Source organism: Sphingomonas sp. H160509 (assembly GCF_024124765.2).
In the GTDB taxonomy this organism is placed as follows: Bacteria; Pseudomonadota; Alphaproteobacteria; order Sphingomonadales; family Sphingomonadaceae; genus Sphingomonas.
Window position 1 is genome coordinate 1217903 of the sequence record NZ_JAMXSR020000002.1, and the last position, 21453, is coordinate 1239355.

The 21453-nt window shown below is 65.8% G+C and carries 16 protein-coding genes and 6 pseudogenes; 10 read left to right on the top strand and 12 right to left on the bottom strand.

Going from position 1 to position 21453, the window contains the following annotated elements; genetic code table 11:
* Positions 1-24 precede the first annotated feature (24 nt).
* Positions 25-3013 (bottom strand): annotated as a pseudogene (locus NHF48_RS07615) (glycosyl hydrolase family 28-related protein).
* A gap of 219 nt (positions 3014-3232) precedes the next feature.
* On the opposite strand from NHF48_RS07615, the gene NHF48_RS07620 reads away from it, so the two are divergent.
* The 4 genes and pseudogenes from NHF48_RS07620 to NHF48_RS07635 all read left to right on the top strand — a co-directional run bounded on the left by NHF48_RS07620 (position 3233) and on the right by NHF48_RS07635 (position 6364).
* Positions 3233-3820 (top strand): gluconokinase, encoded by a 588-nt coding sequence (locus NHF48_RS07620; RefSeq protein WP_446741122.1) that lies wholly within the window; start codon positions 3233-3235, stop codon positions 3818-3820.
* A 97-nt stretch (positions 3821-3917) separates the two neighbouring features.
* A pseudogene (locus tag NHF48_RS24835) lies at positions 3918-4415 on the top strand (alpha/beta hydrolase); the annotation flags it as partial.
* Positions 4416-4775: 360 nt separating this feature from the next.
* Positions 4776-5873, top strand: a complete 1098-nt coding sequence (locus NHF48_RS07630; RefSeq protein ID WP_253072362.1) for a Gfo/Idh/MocA family protein — start codon at positions 4776-4778, stop codon at positions 5871-5873.
* Positions 5873-6364 (top strand): cupin domain-containing protein, encoded by a 492-nt coding sequence (locus tag NHF48_RS07635; RefSeq protein WP_253070752.1) that lies wholly within the window; start codon positions 5873-5875, stop codon positions 6362-6364. The genes NHF48_RS07630 and NHF48_RS07635 overlap by 1 nt, the downstream gene beginning before the upstream one ends.
* On the opposite strand, the gene NHF48_RS07640 is transcribed toward NHF48_RS07635, so the two are convergent.
* From NHF48_RS07640 to NHF48_RS07685, 10 genes and pseudogenes are all read right to left on the bottom strand, one after another.
* Entirely contained in the window at positions 6343-7284 is a 942-nt protein-coding gene (locus NHF48_RS07640; protein ID WP_253072363.1) for a DUF979 domain-containing protein, read from the bottom strand. The two genes, NHF48_RS07635 and NHF48_RS07640, sit on opposite strands and share 22 nt — an antisense overlap.
* Positions 7285-7289: 5 nt before the next feature.
* The gene (locus NHF48_RS07645) at positions 7290-7943 is read right to left on the bottom strand and encodes a DUF969 domain-containing protein (RefSeq protein ID WP_253070753.1); all 654 of its coding nucleotides are present in this window, start codon (positions 7941-7943) and stop codon (positions 7290-7292) included.
* Between the two features lie 5 nt (positions 7944-7948).
* Entirely contained in the window at positions 7949-8875 is a 927-nt protein-coding gene (gene bla / locus NHF48_RS07650; RefSeq protein ID WP_253070754.1) for a subclass B3 metallo-beta-lactamase, read from the bottom strand.
* Between the two features lie 68 nt (positions 8876-8943).
* A pseudogene (guaA, locus tag NHF48_RS07655) lies at positions 8944-10502 on the bottom strand (glutamine-hydrolyzing GMP synthase).
* Positions 10503-10596: 94 nt separating this feature from the next.
* The gene (gene rplQ / locus NHF48_RS07660) at positions 10597-11019 is read right to left on the bottom strand and encodes a 50S ribosomal protein L17 (RefSeq protein ID WP_253070755.1); all 423 of its coding nucleotides are present in this window, start codon (positions 11017-11019) and stop codon (positions 10597-10599) included.
* Between the two features lie 252 nt (positions 11020-11271).
* Positions 11272-12344, bottom strand: a pseudogene (locus NHF48_RS07665) (DNA-directed RNA polymerase subunit alpha).
* A gap of 97 nt (positions 12345-12441) precedes the next feature.
* A complete protein-coding gene (rpsK, locus tag NHF48_RS07670) occupies positions 12442-12831 on the bottom strand; it encodes a 30S ribosomal protein S11 (protein ID WP_031395237.1) in 390 nt (129 codons plus the stop codon).
* An 84-nt stretch (positions 12832-12915) separates the two neighbouring features.
* Positions 12916-13284, bottom strand: a complete 369-nt coding sequence (gene rpsM / locus NHF48_RS07675; protein ID WP_056015521.1) for a 30S ribosomal protein S13 — start codon at positions 13282-13284, stop codon at positions 12916-12918.
* 154 nt (positions 13285-13438) lie between these two features.
* A complete protein-coding gene (locus NHF48_RS07680; protein WP_253070756.1) occupies positions 13439-13684 on the bottom strand; it encodes a hypothetical protein in 246 nt (81 codons plus the stop codon).
* A 161-nt stretch (positions 13685-13845) separates the two neighbouring features.
* Positions 13846-14163: a hypothetical protein gene (locus NHF48_RS07685; RefSeq protein WP_056482681.1), complete on the bottom strand. Its 318-nt coding sequence runs from the start codon at positions 14161-14163 to the stop codon at positions 13846-13848.
* A 260-nt stretch (positions 14164-14423) separates the two neighbouring features.
* On the opposite strand from NHF48_RS07685, the gene NHF48_RS07690 reads away from it, so the two are divergent.
* Positions 14424-14768: a hypothetical protein gene (locus NHF48_RS07690; RefSeq protein ID WP_253070757.1), complete on the top strand. Its 345-nt coding sequence runs from the start codon at positions 14424-14426 to the stop codon at positions 14766-14768.
* 85 nt (positions 14769-14853) lie between these two features.
* On the opposite strand, the pseudogene mutL reads toward NHF48_RS07690, so the two are convergent.
* Positions 14854-16663 (bottom strand): annotated as a pseudogene (mutL, locus tag NHF48_RS07695) (DNA mismatch repair endonuclease MutL).
* A 151-nt stretch (positions 16664-16814) separates the two neighbouring features.
* On the opposite strand from mutL, the gene NHF48_RS07700 reads away from it, so the two are divergent.
* From NHF48_RS07700 to mrdA, 5 genes and pseudogenes are all read left to right on the top strand, one after another.
* Positions 16815-17858 carry a rod shape-determining protein gene (locus tag NHF48_RS07700; RefSeq protein ID WP_055878614.1) on the top strand — a complete coding sequence of 348 codons (1044 nt, stop codon included), beginning with the start codon at positions 16815-16817 and terminating at the stop codon, positions 17856-17858.
* Positions 17859-17963: 105 nt separating this feature from the next.
* Positions 17964-18299, top strand: a complete 336-nt coding sequence (locus NHF48_RS24840; protein WP_342454604.1) for a hypothetical protein — start codon at positions 17964-17966, stop codon at positions 18297-18299.
* Positions 18217-18837 (top strand): rod shape-determining protein MreC, encoded by a 621-nt coding sequence (gene mreC / locus NHF48_RS07705; RefSeq protein WP_342454605.1) that lies wholly within the window; start codon positions 18217-18219, stop codon positions 18835-18837. The genes NHF48_RS24840 and mreC overlap by 83 nt, the downstream gene beginning before the upstream one ends.
* Positions 18834-19364: a rod shape-determining protein MreD gene (gene mreD / locus NHF48_RS07710; protein ID WP_082440961.1), complete on the top strand. Its 531-nt coding sequence runs from the start codon at positions 18834-18836 to the stop codon at positions 19362-19364. Before mreC ends, mreD begins: the two co-directional genes overlap by 4 nt.
* A gap of 26 nt (positions 19365-19390) precedes the next feature.
* Positions 19391-21435, top strand: a pseudogene (gene mrdA, locus NHF48_RS07715) (penicillin-binding protein 2).
* Positions 21436-21453 lie beyond the last annotated feature (18 nt).

Below are 21453 nucleotides of genomic sequence, written 5' to 3' on the forward strand. Positions count from 1 at the left end.
TGCCGCCGAGGCAACGAACGCCGCTCAGGTTTCGACAGCGTAGAGCGCGTGGTGCGTCAGGATGAACAGCGTCCGCCCATTCGCACCGCCGAAGATCAGTTGCAACGGCCGCTCGGGCACGTCGATCCGTCCGGACTCGCGTCCATCCGCGTCGTGGACGAACACCTGGCCGTTGGCGAGATAGACGCGGCCGTCCGGCCCGACCGCGACGCTCTCACCGCCGCGATTGGCGAACGGCTTCAGATCGGTGACACTGCCGCCGGCGCCGACCAGCCCGCTATAGGTCCTGGCTTCGGATCCGTTGCTGACGAACACGCGTTCGCCGAGCTTGGCCTTCACGAAGCCGTAGGTGTCGAGTGCGTCCGAGAAGCGCCAGCCGAGGTGGTTGGGCGGCCCCTGCTGGACAGTGCGATACGCGGGCAGGACCAGCGAGCCGTCGGGCGAGACATATTCGCGGGGTTTGGGCACGGCCATGTCGCGCGCGAACATCTCGCCGAGCGTCGTGAACTGGTAGGTCGTCGGATTGATCTGATCCTTGAACTCGCCGTTCACCCAGAAATTGCCGGGTAGCGCGACGCGCGCATCGCGGTGCGGAGTGACCGGCGTCGGGGGGATCACAGCGATGCTATCGGGATCACCGGGCTTGATGCTGTAGACCGTCCCTGCCGCGCCATCGGACGACAGCACCATGAGGTTACCCGAACGATCGACCGCGAGATTGACCGGATCAACGGGCGCGTCGGCGGCGACCGACAGCCCCTCGCTCGCCGTCCAGCCATAGATGCGGTGTGTATTATGCTCGACGAAGTAGAGCTTGCCCTTCGCATCCACCGCCGCGCCGGCGATCGAGTAGAACCCGTCTTCCAGCTTGCGAACGGCCGGACCAGTGGTCGTCGCGACCGGCGTGGCACCGCGCTTCACGTCCAGCACCGCGAACTCGCGTTCGCGCACCTCCAGCCCAGAGGTCATGTCCTGGATCGCGTTCTCGTACGGGAACTTGCTCGCACGCAGGTCCGTGCCGCAGCCCTCCGCATCGCAGAACGCCAGCCCGCTCTCGCCGTTCACATGCACGTTGCGGAAGCGGATATCGTCAGAATTGTAGATCCGTACCGCCGATGGCGCCGGTTGGAGCGACCGCGTCACGCGATAGGCGTGATAGTTCGCGAACAGGATGTTGCTCGAATTGCGGACATCGAGAGACAGCGAGTTGCGGCTCTCGCCCGCCTCTTCCTCGGTTTGCGGTGCGAGGAACTCCCAGTTCTTGACGCCGTCGAGGACGATCTCGGCGCGCGCGTGATGCTCGGCGGACATCTCGTACACATGGCCCGGCGTGCTGGTGTTCGAGACATGGAGGCCGGCGGCGGCGAAGGTGTTGGGCGTCCACAGATTGTTGAACGTGCCGCCGCCGCCATCGGTTACCGAGAGGCTCGCATATTGCCCGTCCCAGCGCTTGCGCGGGATCGGCGTCGCCGGTGTGGTCGGCGTTGTACGGATCGATCCGACTGCCATCGGCGCGGCTGGTACCATGACCGCCGTGGAAGCGGACGTCGTCGACCAGCGAGTCCGCGCCCGCCTTCCACAGCAACGCGGTCGCCCGCGGGTTGATGCCGCCGGTGGTCAGGCCGATGCCGGAGACGATCGCGGTGCCACCCTTCGCGCTTTCGATCAGGCCCTTGGCCGGGCCGATGCCGCGAAAGGCAGGCGTGTCGTCGGCGAGCACGATCTGGGTCATGTCCGGGTGCAGGCCGATCAGCACCGTGTCGGGTCGAAGCTGGAGCGTACCCGACACGCGGTAGAAGCCGGTCGGGAAGAAGACCACGCGGTGCGTATCGATCGCGCGCTGGATCGCCGCGGTATCGTCAGTCGCGTCGTCGCCCTTTGCGCCCGCGCTCCGCACGTCGAACCACTGCGCGACAGGCGGCAGCGAGCGGATCGCGGGCGGTATCCGCTTCGGCATTGTCGGGATCGTCGCGGCATCGACGCGCGTCTCGTACTTGCCCGTCGCGCCGAGCCCCGGCAGCGTCAGGCCATAGGTGAACGCTTTTATGCGGTATCGCGCGCCCTGCCCGGCCACGGTCTTCCCGCTGTCACGGAACCGCGCGAAGATCGGCACGGCGCTGGCCGTGGCGTCCTGGAAGCCTATCTGCGTGTAGACATTGTCCTCGTTGCTGATGACGACGGCGGCGTCCGAGACGTTCTCGAACCGCACGTCGCGGCCCCATAGCCAGTCGCCATAGCCGCGGTCGATCTCGATCCCGACGGGGACGTTGCGGATGCTGGTGTTGACGAGTGTCAGCCCCGCCTCGTGCTCGCGGATCGCGGCGTCGCGCTGGCCCTCGAACGACGAATCCAGCAGCGTGTACTGCCATGCGGGCGAGGTCTTTTCGCTGAGGATGCCGTAGCGTCCGCCGAAGAAGCGCAGGTCCTGCCCGACATTGCCGACCTGGTAGATACCGGCCAACCCGGAGCCGATGTGGAAGTCGACATGGCTGAGATACGCGTGCTGCGCCAGGTGGAACCGCACCGCGGTCGCCGCGGGATTGCCGTCGCCGATCTCGAAATCGACGTTGCTGAGCGCGGAGTAGAACGTCCCCGAATTGGCGTCGGCGATGGTGGCGTCGAACGGTACGCTGGTCGGCGGTGGCACCGGCACCTTTGGCGGTGCGGCGCGAGTGTCGGCGCGCGAACCGGTGAAGAACAGCATGTTCGCCACGCCGGTTTGGAACCCAGGGGTTGCCGCGCCGAGCGTGATGACTGGGCGCGTCTTGCCCGTGCCGAACACGCGCACGCCGGGCCAAACGAAGATCGTCCGCGAGATACGATAGCGGCCGGCGGGCAGGAAGACGATGCCCTCGCCGCCTTTCGCGCTCGCCGCGCTGTCGATCGCGGCCTGGATCGCGGCGGTATCGTCGGTCCGGCCGTCACCACGGCCCCGAACCGTCACCGCGCGTGGATCTGCCGGTGCGGTGAGAAATGCCGATTGAGACGGAGAGGCCGAACGGGGGGGCTGCAAACGCTGGAACGGTCGTCCCGAGAAGCGCGATCGCTAGTGTCAGTTTCACAGGCTCACCCGAGATTGTTGTGGGACGCGCCGGACGATGTCCGCCAGTCTGCACCGCAGGTAGTGGCGCATGCGACCATAGGCGATCACGACCAAGGTCGTAGTAGCCGATCCCGCACGCACGGACGATAGACGGTGACGAACCGACCGCGCGCAGCTTATGGAGAGCCAGTGCCTCCTTCCTCCGAAACGATCCCCAATCCGGCCGACGCGCTACCCTATGCCATCATCGTGATGGGCGTCAGCGGCAGCGGCAAGTCCACGCTGGGTGCCGAACTTGCGCGCCGTCTGCGCTGCGATTTCCTCGAAGGCGATGCCTTTCACAGTGCCGACAGCATCGCGAAGATGCGATCGGGGCAGCCGCTCGACGACCAGGATCGCTGGCCCTGGCTCGACCGGATCGCAGCCGGATTGCAAGATGCCGCCCGGACGGATGGTACTGCGGTCGCGGCGTGTTCGGCGTTGAAGCGGGCTTATCGCGATCGACTAGCCCACGCCGTCGGCATGCCGTTGCTGTTCGTGTTCCTCGATACGAAAGACAGCGGCGAACTCGCTCGACGGCTGGTCCACCGTGCGGACCATTACATGCCCGCCAGCCTGCTCGCGAGCCAGCTCGATACGTTGGAAGCACTCGGTCTCGACGAGCGCGCCGTCACGCTCGATGCGGAGGACGCGCCCGATCGGCTTTGCGCCGAAGCGCTTGCGTGGATCGGACGCGAGATGTCCGGCGCGGCTGAGAACGCACGACGAAGGTCGTAATAGCCAAGCCGGCCGACAAGGCCGACACTCGATAGCAGTACTCGCGCAGGAGTGCGGTCGAGGGTCGTTGATGTCGCTACGCGTTGCTTTCGCCCTCATGCTAGTTGCAGCGCCCGCCGCTGCACAGCAGGCCCCCGTCGTGGCGCTCTGGCCGAACGGCGCGCCCGGATCGGAAGCGCGCCGGACCGAGGCCGAGACGGTCAAGGACAGCTATGTCAGCAACGTCCACAACCCGACACTGACGATCCACCGCCCCGCCCCGAGCCATGCCAACGGTGCCGCGGTGATCATCGCGCCCGGTGGCGGCCACCGCATGCTGGTGTGGATCAACGAGGGCGAGGTGCCCGCGAAGGCGCTTAACCGCTACGGCGTCACGACGTTCGTCCTGAAATACCGCCTCGCGCGCGATGTCGGCTCATCGTACGATATCGAACGCGACGCGGCAGCCGATCTGCGGCGTGCGGTCCGGTGGGTCCGCGCGCATGCGAGCGACTACGCGATCGATCCTGCCCGGATCGGCGTGATGGGCTTTTCGGCAGGCGGCGAACTCGTATCACTCGTCGCCGACAACCCTGCGCCGGCACAAACGCCGACGGACTCGGTCGACCGGGTGAGTGCGCGGCCGGACTTCCAGGTGCTCGTCTATCCGGGGCCGCTTGGCACGCCGGCCAAGGCCGTCGTAAACGCGCCGCCGGCATTCCTTGTCGCGGGGTCGCTCGACCAGTGCTGCGCGACATCGGCGATGACGCTGTATTCCGCAGCTCCGCGCGGCGGGCGTTTCGGCGGAGTTGCATCTGTACGCGGACACCGATCATGCGTTCAATCTCGGCACGCGGTCGGAGCGCATCTCGATCCAGCACTGGCCCGATCGACTGGCGGACTGGCTCGCCGATGGCGGCTGGCTCATTCCGCGCGGATCGGCAAAGATGCTTCCAGTTTCTCGAAAGGAACCCTGATGGAATTCGGCAGGCGTGATCTCCTGGTCGCCGCGGCAACGCTGGCCGCCACATCGAGCGGCATGGCGCGTGCGGCCCCCGATCGGAAGCTTGGCTATGCGATCGTCGGACTCGGATATTACGGGTTGCAGACGATCATGCCGCAGTTCGTCAATTGCGAGCATTCGCGCGTAACTGCGCTGGTTAGCGGAGACCGGACCAAGGCGCTCGCGACCGCGGCGAAATACGGCGTGCCCGAGCGGTCGATCTATACCTACGCCGATTTCGACCGCATCCGCGACAATCCGGACGTCGACATCGTCTATGTCTGCCTGCCCAATTCGATGCATGCCGAATACACCATTCGCGCGGCGAAGGCCGGCAAGCACGTCATGTGCGAGAAGCCGATGGCGATCTCGGTCGACGAATGCGAGGCGATGATCCGGGCGTGCAAGACCGCGGGCAAGAAGCTGATGATCGGCTATCGCTGCCATTTCGAGCCGTTCAACCTGGAAGCGATGCGGCTCGCCAAATCGGGTGCGGCGGGCAAAATCCGCTACGTCCGTTCGGAGCATGGTTTCGTCCAGGGCGACCCGAACAAGTGGCGACTGAAGCGCGCACTGTCGGGCGGCGGGTCGCTGATGGACATGGGCATCTACAGCCTGCAGGCGGCGCGCTACATGACCGGCGAGGAGCCGATCGCGGTCACCGCGCGCGAATCCACCGATCGCCGCGATCCGCGTTTTCGCGAGGTCGAGGACATGATCGAATGGACGCTCGAATTCCCGTCGGGTGCGATCGCCGGGTGCCAGTCGATGTACAGCGCCAACCAGAACCACGTCCTGCTGATGGGCGACAAGGGCCGCATCGAGCTGGAGCCGGCGACGCGCTACGACGGCAACAAGATGTGGACCGGCCGTGATGGTCGCGAGAATGCGATCACCAGCCCTCCGCCCGGCCCTGGCAAGACGCAGTTCGCGGGGCAGCTCGATCATCTGGCGGAATGTATTCTGGACGGGCGCGAACCGATCGTCTCGGGCGAAGAGGGCTTGCGCGACATGCGGATCGTCGAGGCAATCTATCGGTCCGTGCGCGAAGGTCGGACGGTGAAGCTGTGATGCGGCCGTTGATTGCGGTCGTGCTAGCTATTGGCGCGACCTCATCCCTGCCCGCACAGACTGCAGGGGATCCGACGAGCTTTGCCGGATCGGCCGACGTGCGCGCGCGGATCGTTGCGCTCGAGAAGACGATGAAGGCGGGCCAGGGGTTCGCCATGGCGCCGCTGGTGCAGGCGGACGGGACGAGCGCCTCGCTCGAATATTGGAAGGCGCCGGGCAAGCCCGCGGTGCATCCCGACGAGGCCGAATACGCGACCGTGATGGCGGGATCGGGGACGCTCGTCTCGGGCGGTACGCTGGTCGCGCCGAAGCTGCGCTTTCCGGGGCTGGTCGAAGGCGATCGGATCGAGGGTGGGACGACGCGGAAGCTTGCGGTCGGCGACGTGTTCCTGATCCCGGCAGGCACGCCGCATTGGTTCGGCATCGATGGCAAGCTGGTGATGCTTGGGACGAAGATCAGGACGTCAGGTCAGCGGAAACCGAGCCAGTAAAGCAAGCCGATATTGACCGCGAGCAACGGTAGCGCGGTCGGTATCTGCGCGCGGATGACGGCGTTCTTGTCCTTGAGGTCGAGCAACGCGGCGGGGACGAGATTGAAGTTCGCCGCCATCGGCGTCATCAGCGTGCCGCAGAACCCGCTTAGCATACCGATCGCCGCGACTACCGCGGGGTCGCCGCCATAGTGGCGCACGAGCAACGGGATGCCGATCGCGGCCGCCATTACCGGGAACGCCGCGAACGCGTTGCCCATGATCATCGTGAACAGCGCCATGCCGAGCGTATAGGCGAGCACGGCGCCGATCAGGCTGCCCTCGGGGATCGCGTGACCGGCCAGACCGCCGACGACGTCGCCGACGCCAGCAAGTGCGAAGACTGCGCCGAGGCTCGCCAGCATCTGCGGGAGCACGGCGGCCCAGCCGATCGCGTCCATCAGCCTGACACCCTCGGCGAGCGGCGTGGCGATGCGGGGGCGGAACCATAGGTGCATCGCGATCAGTGCGATTAGAACGCCGCAGGTTAGGGCTACGAGGGTTGCCTGCTTGGGGTCGACGAGGCTGGGGACGGCGCGGAACAGAACGGTTCCGCCGAGTGCTGCGGCCGGGATGATCAGCGCGGGAAGGAATATCCGGTTGCCGAGCCGGGTGGCTTCGGTGCGACGCTCGTAGAGCGCAGTCGTAGCACGCCCGCCGCGGCCCATCGCGCCCGAGCCGGCGATCGTGACGAGCGCCAAGACGAGAACGCCGTTGCCGACATCACCGAGCTTTCCACCCAGCAGGAAGCTGATCGCCAGCACCGCGTAGAAGGCCGCGTTGCCGAAGCGCTTCGGGTTGGTGCGGTCAGTTGCGCTCAGGATCGCGAATGCCGCGAACATCAGGCCGGCGATGCCGTAGATGAAGCCGGTGCCGATCATGCCGATCATCGGCCGCGCGCCAGTCGGCGGTCGAGCAGCCAGAGGCGGAAGCCGTGAATCAGGAACGCCGCGATCGCGGTCGGGATCGCCCACATCGAGAGGTGGAGCGGCTGGATGACGATGCCGTAGCCTTCGAGCACCCCCTTCATCAGCAGGATCGAGCCGATCGCGATGAAGATGTCCTCGCCGAAGAAGAGCCCGATATTGTCGGTTGCAGCGGCCATTGCGGGGATGCGGTCGCCGCCGGGTGGAAGACCCTGTGCTTCGGCGGCGGCTTCAGCCATCGGTGCTACCAGGGGGCGGACGCTTTGTGCGGGGCCGGCGATCGAGGTCAGGCCGAGGGCTGCGGAGAGCTGGCGGAACAGCAAATAGCCGATCAGTAGCCGCCCCACCGTCGCACCGCGGAGCTTGCCGATCGCGAGCCGGGCGCGTTCCTGGAGACCGTGGCGTTCGAGCATCCCGATCACCGGCAACACGATGTAGATCACGGTAACGTAGCGGTTCTCGTTGAATGCCTTCCCGAACGCGGCGAGGATCGCGAGCGGGGCTATCCCGGCGGCAAGGCCGGTAATGAGTGCGGAGACCGCGACGACGAGCAGCGGATTGAACCGGAGCAGGAAGCCCGCGACGATCACCGCGATGCCGCAAAGGACCAGCATGCCGTCTAGCGTGCCTGCTTGGCGAGATCGGCGTCGAACGCGACCTTGGCCTTCGCGACGATCTTCGGGAACAACGTCGGATCGACGAAGGCGGTCGTGTCGCCGGCTTGGCGACGTTTGCCCTTGGCGATGACGTCGGCGAGTTCGGGGTGCGATGGCAGGACGATGTCGGCGTTCAACGTGCCGAGCATGGCGATGCTGCGGCGGTAGTCGGCGACGATGCCGGGATAGGCGCGGTTGCCGATCAGGCGGTTGCCCGCGACGCTTACGCTGCACGGGAACACGACGTCGAGCGGGCGCGGCTTGGCAGGGATTTGCATCGTCCAGGTCGTGCAGCCGGGCGTGTGGCCTGGTGTCGCGCGGGCCGTCAGCGTGACGTTGCCGAGCGTTACCTTGTCGCCGTCACGTACGCCGCGGTCGACATGGACCGGCGGGAAACGGATGACGCCGTAGCTGGTCTCGCCCGGTGGCACGCCGGTTTCAAGCGCGCGGACATCGCGAGCGCCGGCGACTACGCGAGCGCCGGTCGCACGCTTCAGCGCGGCAACGCCGGCGGCGTGATCGAAGTGTGCGTGCGTGACGAGGATAAGCTTTACGTCGCGGGGACGGACTCCGGCGTTGGCGATGTTGCGTTCGATCATGCCCGCATTCTCTGCGAGCGTACCGTCGATCAGGATCGCGCCGGCGCTGGTCTTGATGAGGTAGGCGGCGATACCTCCGCTGCCGACATAGGTGATCGGGCCGGCGATCGGGAAAGGCGCTTGCGGGCGAGTCCATGCGGGCGGATCAGCCGCGCCCAGCAGGAGCGGAGCGGTAGCCGCGATCGCCACTGCGCTGACCAGTGGTTTGGTGCGACGTAGCGATCCTCCCCCGCAAGGGGGAGGTGGCAGGCGTAGCCTGACGGAGGGGGCGGTCAGCGGTAACCTCTGCATCTTATCCTCCCCCTCCGTCTGCGAGTGCCAGCCACCCCCCTTGCGGGGGGAGGATTACATGCTTCGACTTATTCCCACTCGATCGTGCCGGGTGGCTTCGAGGTGTAGTCGTAGGTCACGCGATTGATGCCCTTGACCTCGTTGATGATGCGGGTCGCGACGCGCGGCAGGAAGTCGCCGGGGAACTGGAACGCCTGTGCGGTCATGCCGTCGGTGGAAGTTACCGCGCGCAACGCCAGCACGTTGTCGTAGGTGCGGCCGTCGCCCATCACGCCGACGCTGCGGACCGGGAGCAGTACCGCGAACGCCTGCCAGATCGTGTCGTAGAGCCCCGCCGCGCGGATCTCCTCGAGATAGATCGCATCCGCTTTCCGCAGAATGTCGCAGCGTTCCTTGGTGACTTCGCCGGGGATGCGGATCGCCAGGCCGGGTCCGGGGAACGGGTGACGGCCGACGAAAATCTCGGGCAGCCCGAGTTCGCGACCGAGCACGCGGACTTCGTCCTTGAACAGCTCGCGCAACGGCTCGACGAGCTTCATGTTCATGCGCTCTGGCAGACCACCGACATTGTGGTGGCTCTTGATCGTCACCGACGGGCCGCCGGTGAAGCTGACGCTCTCGATCACGTCCGGGTACAGCGTGCCCTGTGCGAGGAACTCCGCGCCGCCGAGTTTCTTGGCCTCGGTGTCGAATACGTCGATGAAGGTCTTGCCGATGAACTTGCGCTTCAGCTCGGGGTCGGTGATCCCGGCGAGACCGCTGAGGAACAGCTCCTCGACTTTCACGTGGATCAGCGGGATGTTGTAGGCGCCGCGGAAGAGGCTGACGACCTGCTCGCTCTCGCCCGCGCGCATCAGGCCGTGGTCGACGTAGACGCAGGTGAGCTGCTCGCCGATCGCCTCGTGGATCAGAACGGCGGCGACTGCCGAGTCGACGCCACCCGACAGGCCACAGATGACGCGGCCCTTGCCGACCTGAGCGCGGATCTCGGCGATCTTGGTCTCGCGGAACTCGGCCATCGTCCAGTCGCCGCTCAGCCCGCAGACATGGCGCGCGAAGTTGGCGATCAGCTTGCCGCCATCGGGGGTGTGGACGACCTCGGGGTGGAACTGCACGCCGTAGAAGCGCCGCGCCTCGTCGGCGACGATCGCGTAGGGCGCGCCGGTCGAGGTGGCGACGGGGGGTGAAGCCGGGCGGGATCGCGTCGACCTTGTCGCCGTGGCTCATCCAGACCTGGTGGCGCTCGCCCTCCGCCCAAAGGCCGTCGAACAGCGCGCAGTTGGACTTGACCTCGATGAAGGCGCTGCCGAACTCGCCGCCATCACCCGAGACGATCACGTTGCCGCCGAGCTGTGCGGACATGACCTGCTGGCCGTAGCAGATGCCGAGGATCGGGATGCCCGCCTCGAAGAAGCGCTGCGGCACGCGCGGGGAGTTCTCGGTGGTGACTGAGGCAGGGCCGCCGGACAGGATGATGCCCTTGGGTTGCATCCGGTCGAACGCGGCCTCGGCGGACTGGAAGGGGGGCGATCTCGCTATAGACGCCAGCCTCGCGCACGCGGCGGGCGATCAGCTGGGTTACCTGGCTGCCGAAATCGACGATGAGAATGCTGTCTGGGTGCTCCATGTCGGGCGCATAGCCGGATGGGACCCGTAACGAAAGAGGCCGCGCCTCCCGGATGGGAAACGCGGCCTGCAATTCGAATAAGACTAGGCGGGGATTATGCCGCTTCGTTGTAATCCTCGTTGGACATCACCGGACCCGAATCCTGGCCCTTCGCCGAGACGTCGCGGTCGACGAACTCGATGACGGCCATCGGCGAGGCGTCCGACATGCGGATGCCGGCCTTGATGACGCGGGTGTAGCCGCCGTTGCGATCCGCGTAACGGGTCGCGAGCGTGTCGAACAGCTTGATCAGCTGCGCATCGTCGAGCAGCTTGCCGTGCGCGAGACGACGGTTGGACAGGCCACCCTTCTTCGCAAGCGTGATCAGCTTCTCGACGTAAGGACGCAGTTCCTTTGCCTTGGCGACGGTGGTGGTGATCTGCTCGTGCTTGATGAGCGCGGCGCTCATGTTGCGGAACAGAGCAAGACGGTGGGCCGAGGTCCGCTGAAGCTTACGGCCGCCTACGCGATGGCGCATGTTTAATACCTTTTCGTTCGTTCAGGGGCCGTGTGAGGTACCCGGGAGCTGGTGGCATTTAGGGCTGCCACCGATCGCCTTTCGTTCAAAGGTTGGGATAAGATCACGCCTAGGACGCCCACTTAGCCTTTCCCTTCGTCTCCAGCCGGGTGGCGACCCGGCGAAGCCGTGTCGTCGAACGGGTCGGTCGAAACCGACCCGCCGGCCGGGCTGTTTCGTCTCCGAGGCAAGCTTGCTTGCCCCGGTGCGAAATCAGCCCATTATCTCTTGCTCGAGCTTCTTGGCCATCTCTTCGATGTTCTCAGGTGGCCAGCCGGGGATTTCCATGCCCAGGCGAAGACCCATCGACGACAGCACTTCCTTGATCTCGTTCAAGGACTTGCGGCCGAAGTTAGGCGTACGCAGCATCTCGGCTTCGGTCTTGCCGACCAGATCGCCGATGTAGATGATGTTGTCGTTCTTGAGGCAGTTCGCAGACCGCACCGACAGTTCCAACTCGTCGACCTTCTTGAGAAGGTAACGGTTGATCTGCTGGGTGTCGCCTGCTGGCTCCGCACCACCGGCAGCGGGGGGCTGCCTGGCCGATCGGCGCCGACGAACGCGTGACCGACGAATCGTCGAAGTGGACGAACAGCGCGAGCTGGTCCTGGAGTATGCGACCGGCATAGCCGACTGCGTCTTCCGGGGTAATCGTGCCGTCGGTTTCGATCGTCAGCGTCAGCTTGTCGTAATCCAGGTCCTGACCGACGCGGGTCGGGTCGACCTTGTACGAAACCTGACGTACCGGCGAGTACAGCGCATCGACCGGGATCAGACCGATCGGCGCGTCGGCCGGGCGGTTTGCGGTCGCGGGCACGTAACCCTTACCGATGTCGGCGGTCAGCTCCATGTTGAGCGTCGCACCCTCATCGAGGTGGCAGATCACGAGATCCTTGTTCATGATCTCGATGTCGCCCGAGACGGCGATGTCGCCGGCCTTGACTTCGCCCGGACCCGTTGCCGAGAGCTGGAGGCGCTTGGGCCCCCTCGCCCTGCATGCGGATCGCGATCTGCTTCACGTTGAGGACGATGTCGGTCACGTCCTCGCGGACGCCGGCCAGAGACGAGAACTCATGCAGCACGTTCTCGATCTTGATCGAGGTGACGGCCGCGCCCTGCAGCGACGAGAGCAACACGCGACGCAGCGCGTTGCCGAGCGTCAGGCCGAAGCCACGCTCGAGCGGTTCGGCGATGAAGGTCGCCTTGCGCTTGGTGTCGCCACCGGCCTTTTTCTCCAGGCCGCTGGGCTTCTTGAGTTCCTGCCAGTTCTTTGCGTTGACAGACACATGCTTCCCCTAATTTGGGGGCCGGCGAACGGGTGTGTCCGCCGACCAATAAAATACACCCGTGCGGCGCGATCAACCGCGCACGGGAGGCGGAGAATCAGACGCGACGACGCTTCGAAGGGCGCACGCCGTTGTGCGGGATCGAGGTCACGTCGCGGATCGACGTGATCTGGAAACCGACTGCCTGAAGCGCGCGCAGTGCCGATTCGCGACCCGAGCCGGGGCCCTTGACCTCGACTTCGATCGTGCGGACGCCGTGCTCGGCGGCCTTCTTGCCGGCGTCTTCCGCTGCGACCTGGGCCGCGTACGGAGTCGACTTGCGCGAGCCCTTGAAGCCCATTGCGCCCGCCGACGACCACGAGATCGCGTTGCCCTGGGCATCGGTGATCGTGATCATGGTGTTGTTGAAACTGGCATTCACGTGAGCGACGCCAGAGGTGATGTTCTTGCGCTCGCGCCGCTTAATGCGCTGAGGTTCGCGTGCCATGGTGTATTTCCTGACCTGTATCTGCGTGACGCCGGGCGGCCCGTTGGGACCAGCGCCGGCGGAGTAATCCATTGAAAAAGTGGATTACTTCTTCTTGCCGGCGATCGGCTTGGCCTTGCCCTTGCGGGTGCGCGCATTGGTATGCGTGCGCTGGCCGCGGACCGGGAGGCCCTTGCGATGACGCAGGCCGCGATAGCAGGCGAGATCCATCAGGCGCTTGATGTTCATCGAGGTCTGGCGGCGCAGATCGCCCTCGACGGTGTGATCGGCGTCGATCGTCTCGCGGATGTGCAGGACTTCCTGGTCGGTCAGGTCCTGGACGCGAGCGGTGTCGGCGATGCCGAGCTTCGCGACGATTTCCTTGGCCTTGGTCGAACCGATGCCGTGAATATAGGTCAGCGCGATCACCACGCGCTTGTTGGTCGGGATATTAACACCCGCGATACGTGCCATGAACTTGGTTCTCCTGCTCCACGAGGTCCGGCATGGCTGCACAGACCTCATCTCTTAGCGATGAACCGAAACGCACGATAGCGACGAACGCAAACAAGCGCCGCCGGAACCGTCGTGTCGGGGAGAGTTCAACTAGGCGCGGGCGAACGCAGTGTCAAGCGAGCGGTTCCACGGCGGGCGGTACGGCTTGGCGCATCTTCAGCCAGCGACGGAACGAGACGACCGTCCAGATCAGCTCGACCACCCCGAAAGGCCACGCGCCCTGCAAGAAGCCGTAGATCGAGCCCAGCACGCACCCGAATGCGAAACCGAGCGTCCACCAGTGCGAGCCAGCTTCCTTGGCGTAGCATAGCAGGGTGAAGGATACCGCGGCTAGGCCGAATAGGGAGAGTGCGTCCATTTGCGACGCTGTGCCCCCATTAGGAAAAAAGCGCCATGCCCTCCCCCGCCATTCACCACGGGAAGTAGAGCGGCGCCACGCTATAGCGATCGAATTGACGCATCTACGAAAAAGGCCTCCGCCAACCGACAGAGGCCTCTTTGCATTACACGAGGCGCGATTTACTTCTCGCCATTGTCCTTCACGCCGATCGTCGGAACGTCGACGGTTTCCGTCTCGGTCTTGACCTTCGGGACTTCGACCTTGGTCTTCGATGTTCCGACGACGACTTCCTTCGAGTCCATGTCGACCTTGGGCAATGCCCCGCCCTTGACCGAGACCTCGGGAAGCGCGCCACTCTTGGTGACGTTGGCACTCCAGAAGCCGGTGGCGAACAGCAGACCGACGATCACGACGATGACGAGCAAGACGATGGCGATCGTCGTACCCGGGCCGCGGCGTTTCACGACGACGGTATCGGTGGTGCGGTAATCTGACATTATACTCTCCCTGTTACTGTCCGGAAAACACCCGGAAGAACAGGTTGTTCCGTCGGCGCAACGGTAGGAGCGAAAGCCTGCATTTGCTCGCCGAATTTGCCCTGAGCATCTTGCGCGCGCCGGGCGTTTACGGCCGGACAGCATTCCGATGTGGCCGCGCGTAAGTTTCACCCGGTCCAAGGTCACAATCGCAACCATGGGTTCTGACGGTGAATGTCCGAGATGGGGAGGTTAGCTGACGTTCGTGTTAAGGTCGCCTAATGACCGACTTGATCCTTCTGACACGACGTATCGTAGAGGAGATCGACGACTACGCTGCGCCGTCTTCTCCAAACCTCAGCCTTGGCAGCGCACCCGAACGTGCGTGGATATCAGAACAACTCCATTTCATGCGTTCCGCGTTGGTAGTCCCATATCGCGTCCAAGTGACTGACGATGCTGGAGAGAGCCGCGCGGTATTTGTCGTTGCTAACGATGAGTTGGGGAGCTTGGTCGTTTACGATCCGAGCGAAGGTGGTGATTTTGCTCTGGCAGTTGGAAGCGTTCAAAACTTGGTGCTCGCCGGACCGAGGGGCGACGCCGTGGGTTGCTTCCTTGCTCGTTAGCAATGTCCGCTTATGGGCGGAAGCGGTCGTTCCATGGCGGTTCCGGGACCTTCACCATGACCATAGAGCAAAATTCGTAAGCCGTTCACTTACGCCCGAAGAGCTTCTCGATGTCCGAATGCGCGAGCTTCACCCAGGTTGGGCGGCCGTGGTTGCATTGGCCGGAGTGCGGGGTGACTTCCATTTCGCGAAGAAGCGCGTTCATTTCGGGGACCGACAGGATCCGGCCGGCGCGGACGGAGCCGTGGCAGGCCATCGTGCCGGCTACTGCGTCGAGGCGCTCCTTTGGGGAGAGTGCTTCGTCGAAGGCGGCGAGTTCGTCGGCTAGGTCTGTTACCAGGCCTTTGGGATCGCTTTGGCCGAGCAGTGCAGGGGTTGCGCGGACCAGCATGGCGTGGGGGCCGAAGCGTTCGAGGTCGAGGCCGAATTCGGAGAGTTCTTCGGCGCGGGATTCGAGGCGGTCGCAGGCGGATTCGTCGAGTTCTACGACTCCGGGGATCAAGAGAGCCTGGCTGGCGATCGTGCCGCCGATCAGGGCTGCGCGCATGCGTTCGAGGACGAGGCGTTCGTGGGCGGCGTGCTGGTCGACGAGGACGAGGCCGTCTTCGGCTTCGGCTACTATGTAGGTTTTTGCGACCTGGCCTCTTGCTACGCCCATCGGGAAGGCGGTGGTTTGGGGCGGGGGTGTCCAGGCGGGTTCGGCGCGCGCCTGCGGGGGTGCTGCGAAGAACGTGGGCCGAGCTTCGTTAACGGTGCTGTAGCTTCGGCTTTCGAGGGGAAGCCTTTGGGGCGTACCCTCACCTTCCCATCCGCTTTGCGGACGGGCCCCTTCCCTCTCCCCGTGGGGAGAGGGAGATGTTTTCCGGTTGCCACATCGAGAGGGGCGGACTCGCTGGCGCGTTGGCTGCGGTGGCCGGCGGCGTCGAGGGGCTCGGCGCAAGCCCGAGACGATCAGGCCTCTTACCATTGCGGGGTCGCGGAAGCGGACTTCGGTCTTGGCGGGGTGGACGTTGACGTCGACCTGGTCGGTGGGGATGTCGAGGAACAGCGCCACCACCGCGTGGCGGTCGCGGGGGGAGCATCTCGGCATAGGCGCCGCGGATCGCGCCCATCAGCAGGCGGTCCTTTACCGGGCGGCCGTTGACGAAGAGATACTGGTGGTCGGCGATGCCGCGATTATAGGTCGGCAGGCTCGCGACGCCGCCGAGGACCAATCCTTCGCGTTCCAGGTCGATCGCGACCGAATTGTCGGCGAGTGCGCGGTCGGTGAGCGTGGCCACCCTGCCCGGCCGGTCCTCGACCTGCATCGCCGACAGCGCGCGGCGCCCGTCATGCTCCAGCGTGAAGCCAATGTCGGGCCGCGCCATCGCGAGCCGGCGGACGACGTCGAGACAGGCGGCGTATTCGGCGCGGGGGAACGGAGGAACTTGCGGCGCGCGGGGACGCGCGCGAACAGGTCTTCGACGACGACGCGCGTTCCGGGCGGCAGCGCGGCGGGGCCTTCGCGCTCGACCTTCCCGTTGTCGACGGTGCGCGCCCAGCCTTCGGCGCCGCGGATCCGGCTTTCGATCGTCAGCCGTGCGACGCTCGCGATCGAGGGCAACGCCTCGCCCCGAAAACCGAGCGTCACGACCGATTCGATGAACTCGTCGGGCAGCTTGGAGGTCGCGTGGCGTTCGAGTGCCAAGGCCATGTCCGCGGGGGTCATGCCGCAGCCGTCATCGGCGACTTCGATCCGCGACGTGCCGCCCCTCAACGAGGAGAATCGCGATGCGTCCTGCCCCTGCGTCGATGGCATTTTCGACTAACTCCTTCAACGCGCTGGCGGGTCTTTCCACCACTTCACCGGCGGCGATGCGATTGACCAGATGCTCGGGGAGACGCCGTATTGACATGGGTTTGCGTCTAGACCAAGCGACGGCATCCCGCGACCCGCAAACGCCATTTAAACAGGCACCCGGTGCTCGACATCACCGGCGGGTCACGCGAGATGATGTGTGCGATGTGCCGCCCGTCCGGCGGCCAGGATTACGGGACCCTGATTGAATGGCCTTCTACTCGCGTTTCTTCAAGTTCATGTCGCACGACATGGCGATCGACCTCGGCACCGCGAACACCGTCGTCTACGTCCGTGGCCGCGGCATCGTCCTGAACGAGCCGTCGGTGGTCGCGGTCGAGACGATCAACGGCATCAAGCGCGTCAAGGCGGTCGGCGACGACGCCAAGATGATGATGGGCAAGACGCCGGGCAACATCGAGGCGATCCGGCCTTTGCGCGACGGCGTGATCGCGGACATCGACGTCGCCGAGCAGATGATCAAGTATTTCATCCAGAAGGTCCACGGGCCCCGCAAGTTCGCGCGCTGGCCAGAGATCGTGATCTGCGTGCCGTCGGGCTCCACCAAGGTCGAGCGCCGCGCGATCCGCGATGCCGCGTCGAACGCGGGTGCGTCGCAGGTCTGGCTGATCGAGGAGCCGATGGCCGCCGCGATCGGCGCGGACATGCCGGTCACCGAGCCGATCGGTTCGATGGTCGTCGACATCGGCGGCGGCACGACCGAAGTTGCGGTGCTGTCGCTGCGTGGCCTCGCCTACACGACCTCGGTGCGCGTCGGTGGCGACAAGATGGACGAGGCGATCGTCTCCTATGTGCGCCGCAACCATAACCTGCTGATCGGCGAAGCGACGGCGGAGCGGATCAAGAAGGAAGTCGGGATCGCCAAGCCGCCGGTCGACGGCATCGGCATGATCATCCAGATCAAGGGCCGCGATCTCGTCAACGGCGTGCCCAAGGAGATCCAGATCAACCAGGGCCAGATCGCCGAAGCGCTCAGCGAGCCGGTCGCGACGATCGTCGAGGGCGTCCGTGTCGCGCTCGAGAACACCGCGCCGGAACTGGCCGCGGACATCGTCGATCAGGGCATCGTGCTCACCGGTGGCGGCGCGCTGCTGCAGGGGCTGGACGAAGTGCTGCGCGACGAGACCGGGCTGCCGGTGACGGTCGCCGAGGATCCGCTGACCTGCGTCGCGCTCGGGACCGGTCGCGCGCTCGAGGACCCGCTGTTCCGCGGCGTGCTGATGAGCGGCTAAGAGTTTGTTTTTGCTTTAAGACACACGGACACGAAATCGCGTCGTCCGATTCGCGGGGGATCTGGCCCTCGCGGTTCGGCGGCGCCCGAGACAGGGGACAGGCGCATGGCGCCAGCCCGCGACCGGCGCACGGGGTTTTCCCGGCGTCGGCAATATGGTGTGTTCATGGGCTATGTGCTCGCCGTCGCTGGTGCGGTGGTGGGCCTGGTGCTGCTCGTCGCGTCGACCTTCAATCCGCCGGCGTTTTCGGCGCTGCGGATGGGCGTGGCGGGGGGTGACGACGCCGGTGTCGACCGGGCTCGCCACGGTCGGATCGTCGATCTCGGGCATCCCCGACGCGATCGGGAATTATTTCTTCGTGAAGCAGGAGAACGTCGCGTTGCGCGCCGATCGCGAGCGAACGCGGGCGTTGCTGATGCGCGCGCGGACGATCGCGTATGACAATCGCCGGTTGCGCAGCCTGCTCGCGATCCGCGAGCGCTCGACTGCGTCGGTCGTGACCGCGCGGCTGGTGAGTTCGAGCGCGTCGAGCGGCCGGCGCTATGCGTTGCTCAACGCGGGGCGCTGGAACGGCGTGCTGCCAGGCATGCCGGTGCGCGGCCCCGACGGCCTGATCGGTCGCGTGGTCGAGACTGGCCCCAACGCGGCGAGGATCCTGTTGCTGAGCGATGGCGACAGCATCGTGCCGGTCCGCCGCACGCGCGACGGCATGCCCGCGATCGCGGCGGGGCGTGGCGATGGGATGATCGACATCCGCTCGGTCAACGCGACCAACGTCCGGTTCAATGCGGGCGACCTGTTCGTGACGACCGGCACCGGCGGGATCTACGCGCCCGGCGTGCCCGTTGCACGCGTCACTAAGGCGGGGTCGGACTCGGTGATGGCGCGCGGCTTCGCCGATCCCGACACGCTCGATTTCGCGCTCGTCGAGCGGATGTTCATGCCCGTGCCACCGCCCCGCCCGGTAGCGCAGCAATGAGTCGCGCTCGCGTCGTCGACAGCGTCGACTACAAGCCGTTCGAGACCAAGATCCCGGCAGGCCGGTCGCGTGCGATCCCTTGGGCAACGGTGATGGCGGGATCGCTGATCACGATCATCCCGGTGGTCGCGACGATCCCGCTGCTGCCGCCGTTCGGGTTCGTCATGCTGCTCGCGTGGCGGCTGCTCGCGCGGTTCGCGTTCAAGCCCTGGGCCGCCGCGCCGCTTGGTTTTTTCGACGACCTCGTCAGCGGCCAGCCGCTCGGCAGTGCTGTGCTGATGTGGTCGCTCGCGTTCGTCGCGATCGACATGATCGAACAGCGCCTCGCGTTTCGCGACTATTGGCAGGATTGGCTGATCGCCGGCGGGCTGATTGCCGCGTGCATCCTGGTCGGGCGCTTCATCGCGGTGCCGGTCGGCGCGCATGTCGACACCATCCTGATCGCGCAGATCGCGGTCACGATCCTGATGTTCCCGCTGGCCGCCCGCATCGTCGCGGCGATCCAGAACAAGCGCGGTGCCGAGTGAGGAATACCCCGCGGATCGTCACCGAGATGTCGCAGGCCTACAGCTTCTCGCGCCGCGCGTGGATGCTGGGCGCGGCGCAAGGCGGCGTTGGCTTGCTGCTCGCCGGGCGGATGGCGTGGCTGTCGATCGCGCAGAACGAACGCTACACGCAAATGTCCGAGAGCAACCGCGTCAACATGACGCTGTTGCCGCCGCGGCGGGGCTGGATCGTCGACCGCCACGGCGTGCCGATCGCCAACAACCGCACCGATTTCCGCGTCGACATCATCCCCGACCGCCTCCGCGACAAGGAGGCGCGTGCTGCCGCTGCTCGGCCGCATCCTCCAATTGCCGCCCGAGGAAGTCGAGCGGATCGCGATCGACCTCGAACACGCCGCCGGGTTCCAGCCCGTGCAGGTCGCGGAGAATCTCGACTGGGAGCGGTTCGCGGCGGTCAGCGTCCGGCTGCCAGAACTGCCCGGCGTCGCGCCGACGCGCGGGTTCGCGCGCAGCTATCCCGCGGGCGCCGCGGTCGCGCACCTGACCGGCTATGTCGGCGTGCCGAACGCCGAACAGTACAAGAAGACGCACGACCCGTTGCTCGTCACGCCCGGCTTCAAGCTTGGCAGGGACGGGCTCGAGAAGATGCTCGAGGCCGAACTCCGCGGCGTCGCCGGTGCCAAGCGCGTCGAGGTCACCGCGCGCGGCAAGCTGGTCGCCGAACTCGCGACCAAGCCCGACGTCCCCGGCAAGACTGCGCGGCTGACGATCGACGTCGGGCTTCAGGAATATGCCGCAAGGCGGCTCGGCACCAACTCCGGGTCGGTCGTCGTGCTCGACACCCGCACCGGCGAGATGCTCGCGATGGTGTCGATGCCGGCCTATGATCCGAACAGCTTTTCGGACGGGATCAGCCATCTCGAATGGCAGATGCTGAGCGACGACGATCACGTGCCGCTGATGAACAAGGTCACGCAGGGGCTGTATCCGCCGGGCTCGACCGTGAAGCCGATGAACGGCCTCGCGCTGATGAACGCGGGCGTCGATCCGTCGACCCGCGTCAATTGTTCGGGGGGCGATGCGGCTCGGGACTAGCGTGTTCCATTGCCACAAGAAGAGCGGCCATGGTCCGCTCGATCTCAAGAACGCGATCATGCAGAGCTGCGACATCTATTTCTACGAGATGGCGCGGCGGGTCGGCTACAACGCGATCGCGCCGATGGCGCGGACGCTCGGCATGGGGCAGAAGTTCGACCTGCCCTTCTCGACGCAACGCTACGGCACGGTGCCCGACCCGGCGTGGAAGCTGAAGAAGTACAAGCACGACTGGACCGTCGCGGATTCGCTGAATGCGTCGATCGGCCAAGGCTATGTGCTGGCGAACCCGTTGCAGCTTGCGGTGATGGCGGCGCGGATCGCGTCCGGCCGTGCGTTGCAGCCGAGCATTCTCGCGAGCCATGTCCACCGCGATTCCCCTGCCCTCGCGATCGACTCCGAGCATCTCGCGCGCGTCCGCGACGCGATGTTCGGGGTGATCAACCAGGGCGGCACCGGCGGCGCGGCGAAACTGCTGATCCCCGGCGTCGCGATCGCGGGCAAGACCGGCACCGCGCAGGTCCGCCGTATCACGATGGCGGAGCGGCGCTCGGGCGTGCTCAAGAACGGGCAACTGCCGTTCAAGATGCGCGACCATGCGCTCTTCATCGGCTTCGCGCCCGCCGACAACCCGCGCTATGCGCTGGCGGTCGTGCTCGAGCATAACGGCCACACGGTGCGCAATCTCGACACGCCGATGATCGGTCGCGACATCATGACCTACATGCTCGACCGCGAGCGTGCGTTGAAGTCGCTCGCCGAGGTCGAACCGACCTGGGGTGGCGATATCCGCGCGCGCATGGCGGCGACCGCGGAGACGTACCGGAAGGCGCAGTCCGCGCCGCCTGCTGCGATCGCCACCAAGACCGACGCAATCGTGCCCAGCGACGCCCCCGCAGTCGAGAACGCCACCGACATGGCCAACGCGACGCAGGAAGCGCTGACCGCCCCCGGCGCAACGGTCGCCGAAGATGATTCAAGGGACCGCCAGCCGTGAACCGTACCGAGCGTCAGC

Bases quoted from the DNA above. Each gene is read 5' to 3' on its own strand.
- NHF48_RS07630 (WP_253072362.1), top strand. From the start codon at position 4,776: ATGGAATTCGGCAGGCGTGATCTCCTGGTCGCCGCGGCAACGCTGGCC.
- NHF48_RS07645 (WP_253070753.1), bottom strand. From the start codon at position 7,943: ATGCTGGTCCTTTGCGGCATCGCGGTGATCGTCGCGGGCTTCCTGCTC.
- rplQ (WP_253070755.1), bottom strand. From the start codon at position 11,019: ATGCGCCATCGCGTAGGCGGCCGTAAGCTTCAGCGGACCTCGGCCCAC.
- NHF48_RS24840 (WP_342454604.1), top strand. From the start codon at position 17,964: ATGGCGCCAGCCCGCGACCGGCGCACGGGGTTTTCCCGGCGTCGGCAA.
- mreD (WP_082440961.1), top strand. From the start codon at position 18,834: ATGAGTCGCGCTCGCGTCGTCGACAGCGTCGACTACAAGCCGTTCGAG.
- rpsM (WP_056015521.1), bottom strand. From the start codon at position 13,284: ATGGCACGTATCGCGGGTGTTAATATCCCGACCAACAAGCGCGTGGTG.
- NHF48_RS07690 (WP_253070757.1), top strand. From the start codon at position 14,424: ATGACCGACTTGATCCTTCTGACACGACGTATCGTAGAGGAGATCGAC.
- NHF48_RS07635 (WP_253070752.1), top strand. From the start codon at position 5,873: ATGCGGCCGTTGATTGCGGTCGTGCTAGCTATTGGCGCGACCTCATCC.
- NHF48_RS07700 (WP_055878614.1), top strand. From the start codon at position 16,815: ATGGCCTTCTACTCGCGTTTCTTCAAGTTCATGTCGCACGACATGGCG.
- rpsK (WP_031395237.1), bottom strand. From the start codon at position 12,831: ATGGCACGCGAACCTCAGCGCATTAAGCGGCGCGAGCGCAAGAACATC.
- NHF48_RS07685 (WP_056482681.1), bottom strand. From the start codon at position 14,163: ATGTCAGATTACCGCACCACCGATACCGTCGTCGTGAAACGCCGCGGC.
- NHF48_RS07640 (WP_253072363.1), bottom strand. From the start codon at position 7,284: ATGATCGGCACCGGCTTCATCTACGGCATCGCCGGCCTGATGTTCGCG.
- NHF48_RS07680 (WP_253070756.1), bottom strand. From the start codon at position 13,684: ATGGACGCACTCTCCCTATTCGGCCTAGCCGCGGTATCCTTCACCCTG.
- bla (WP_253070754.1), bottom strand. From the start codon at position 8,875: ATGCAGAGGTTACCGCTGACCGCCCCCTCCGTCAGGCTACGCCTGCCA.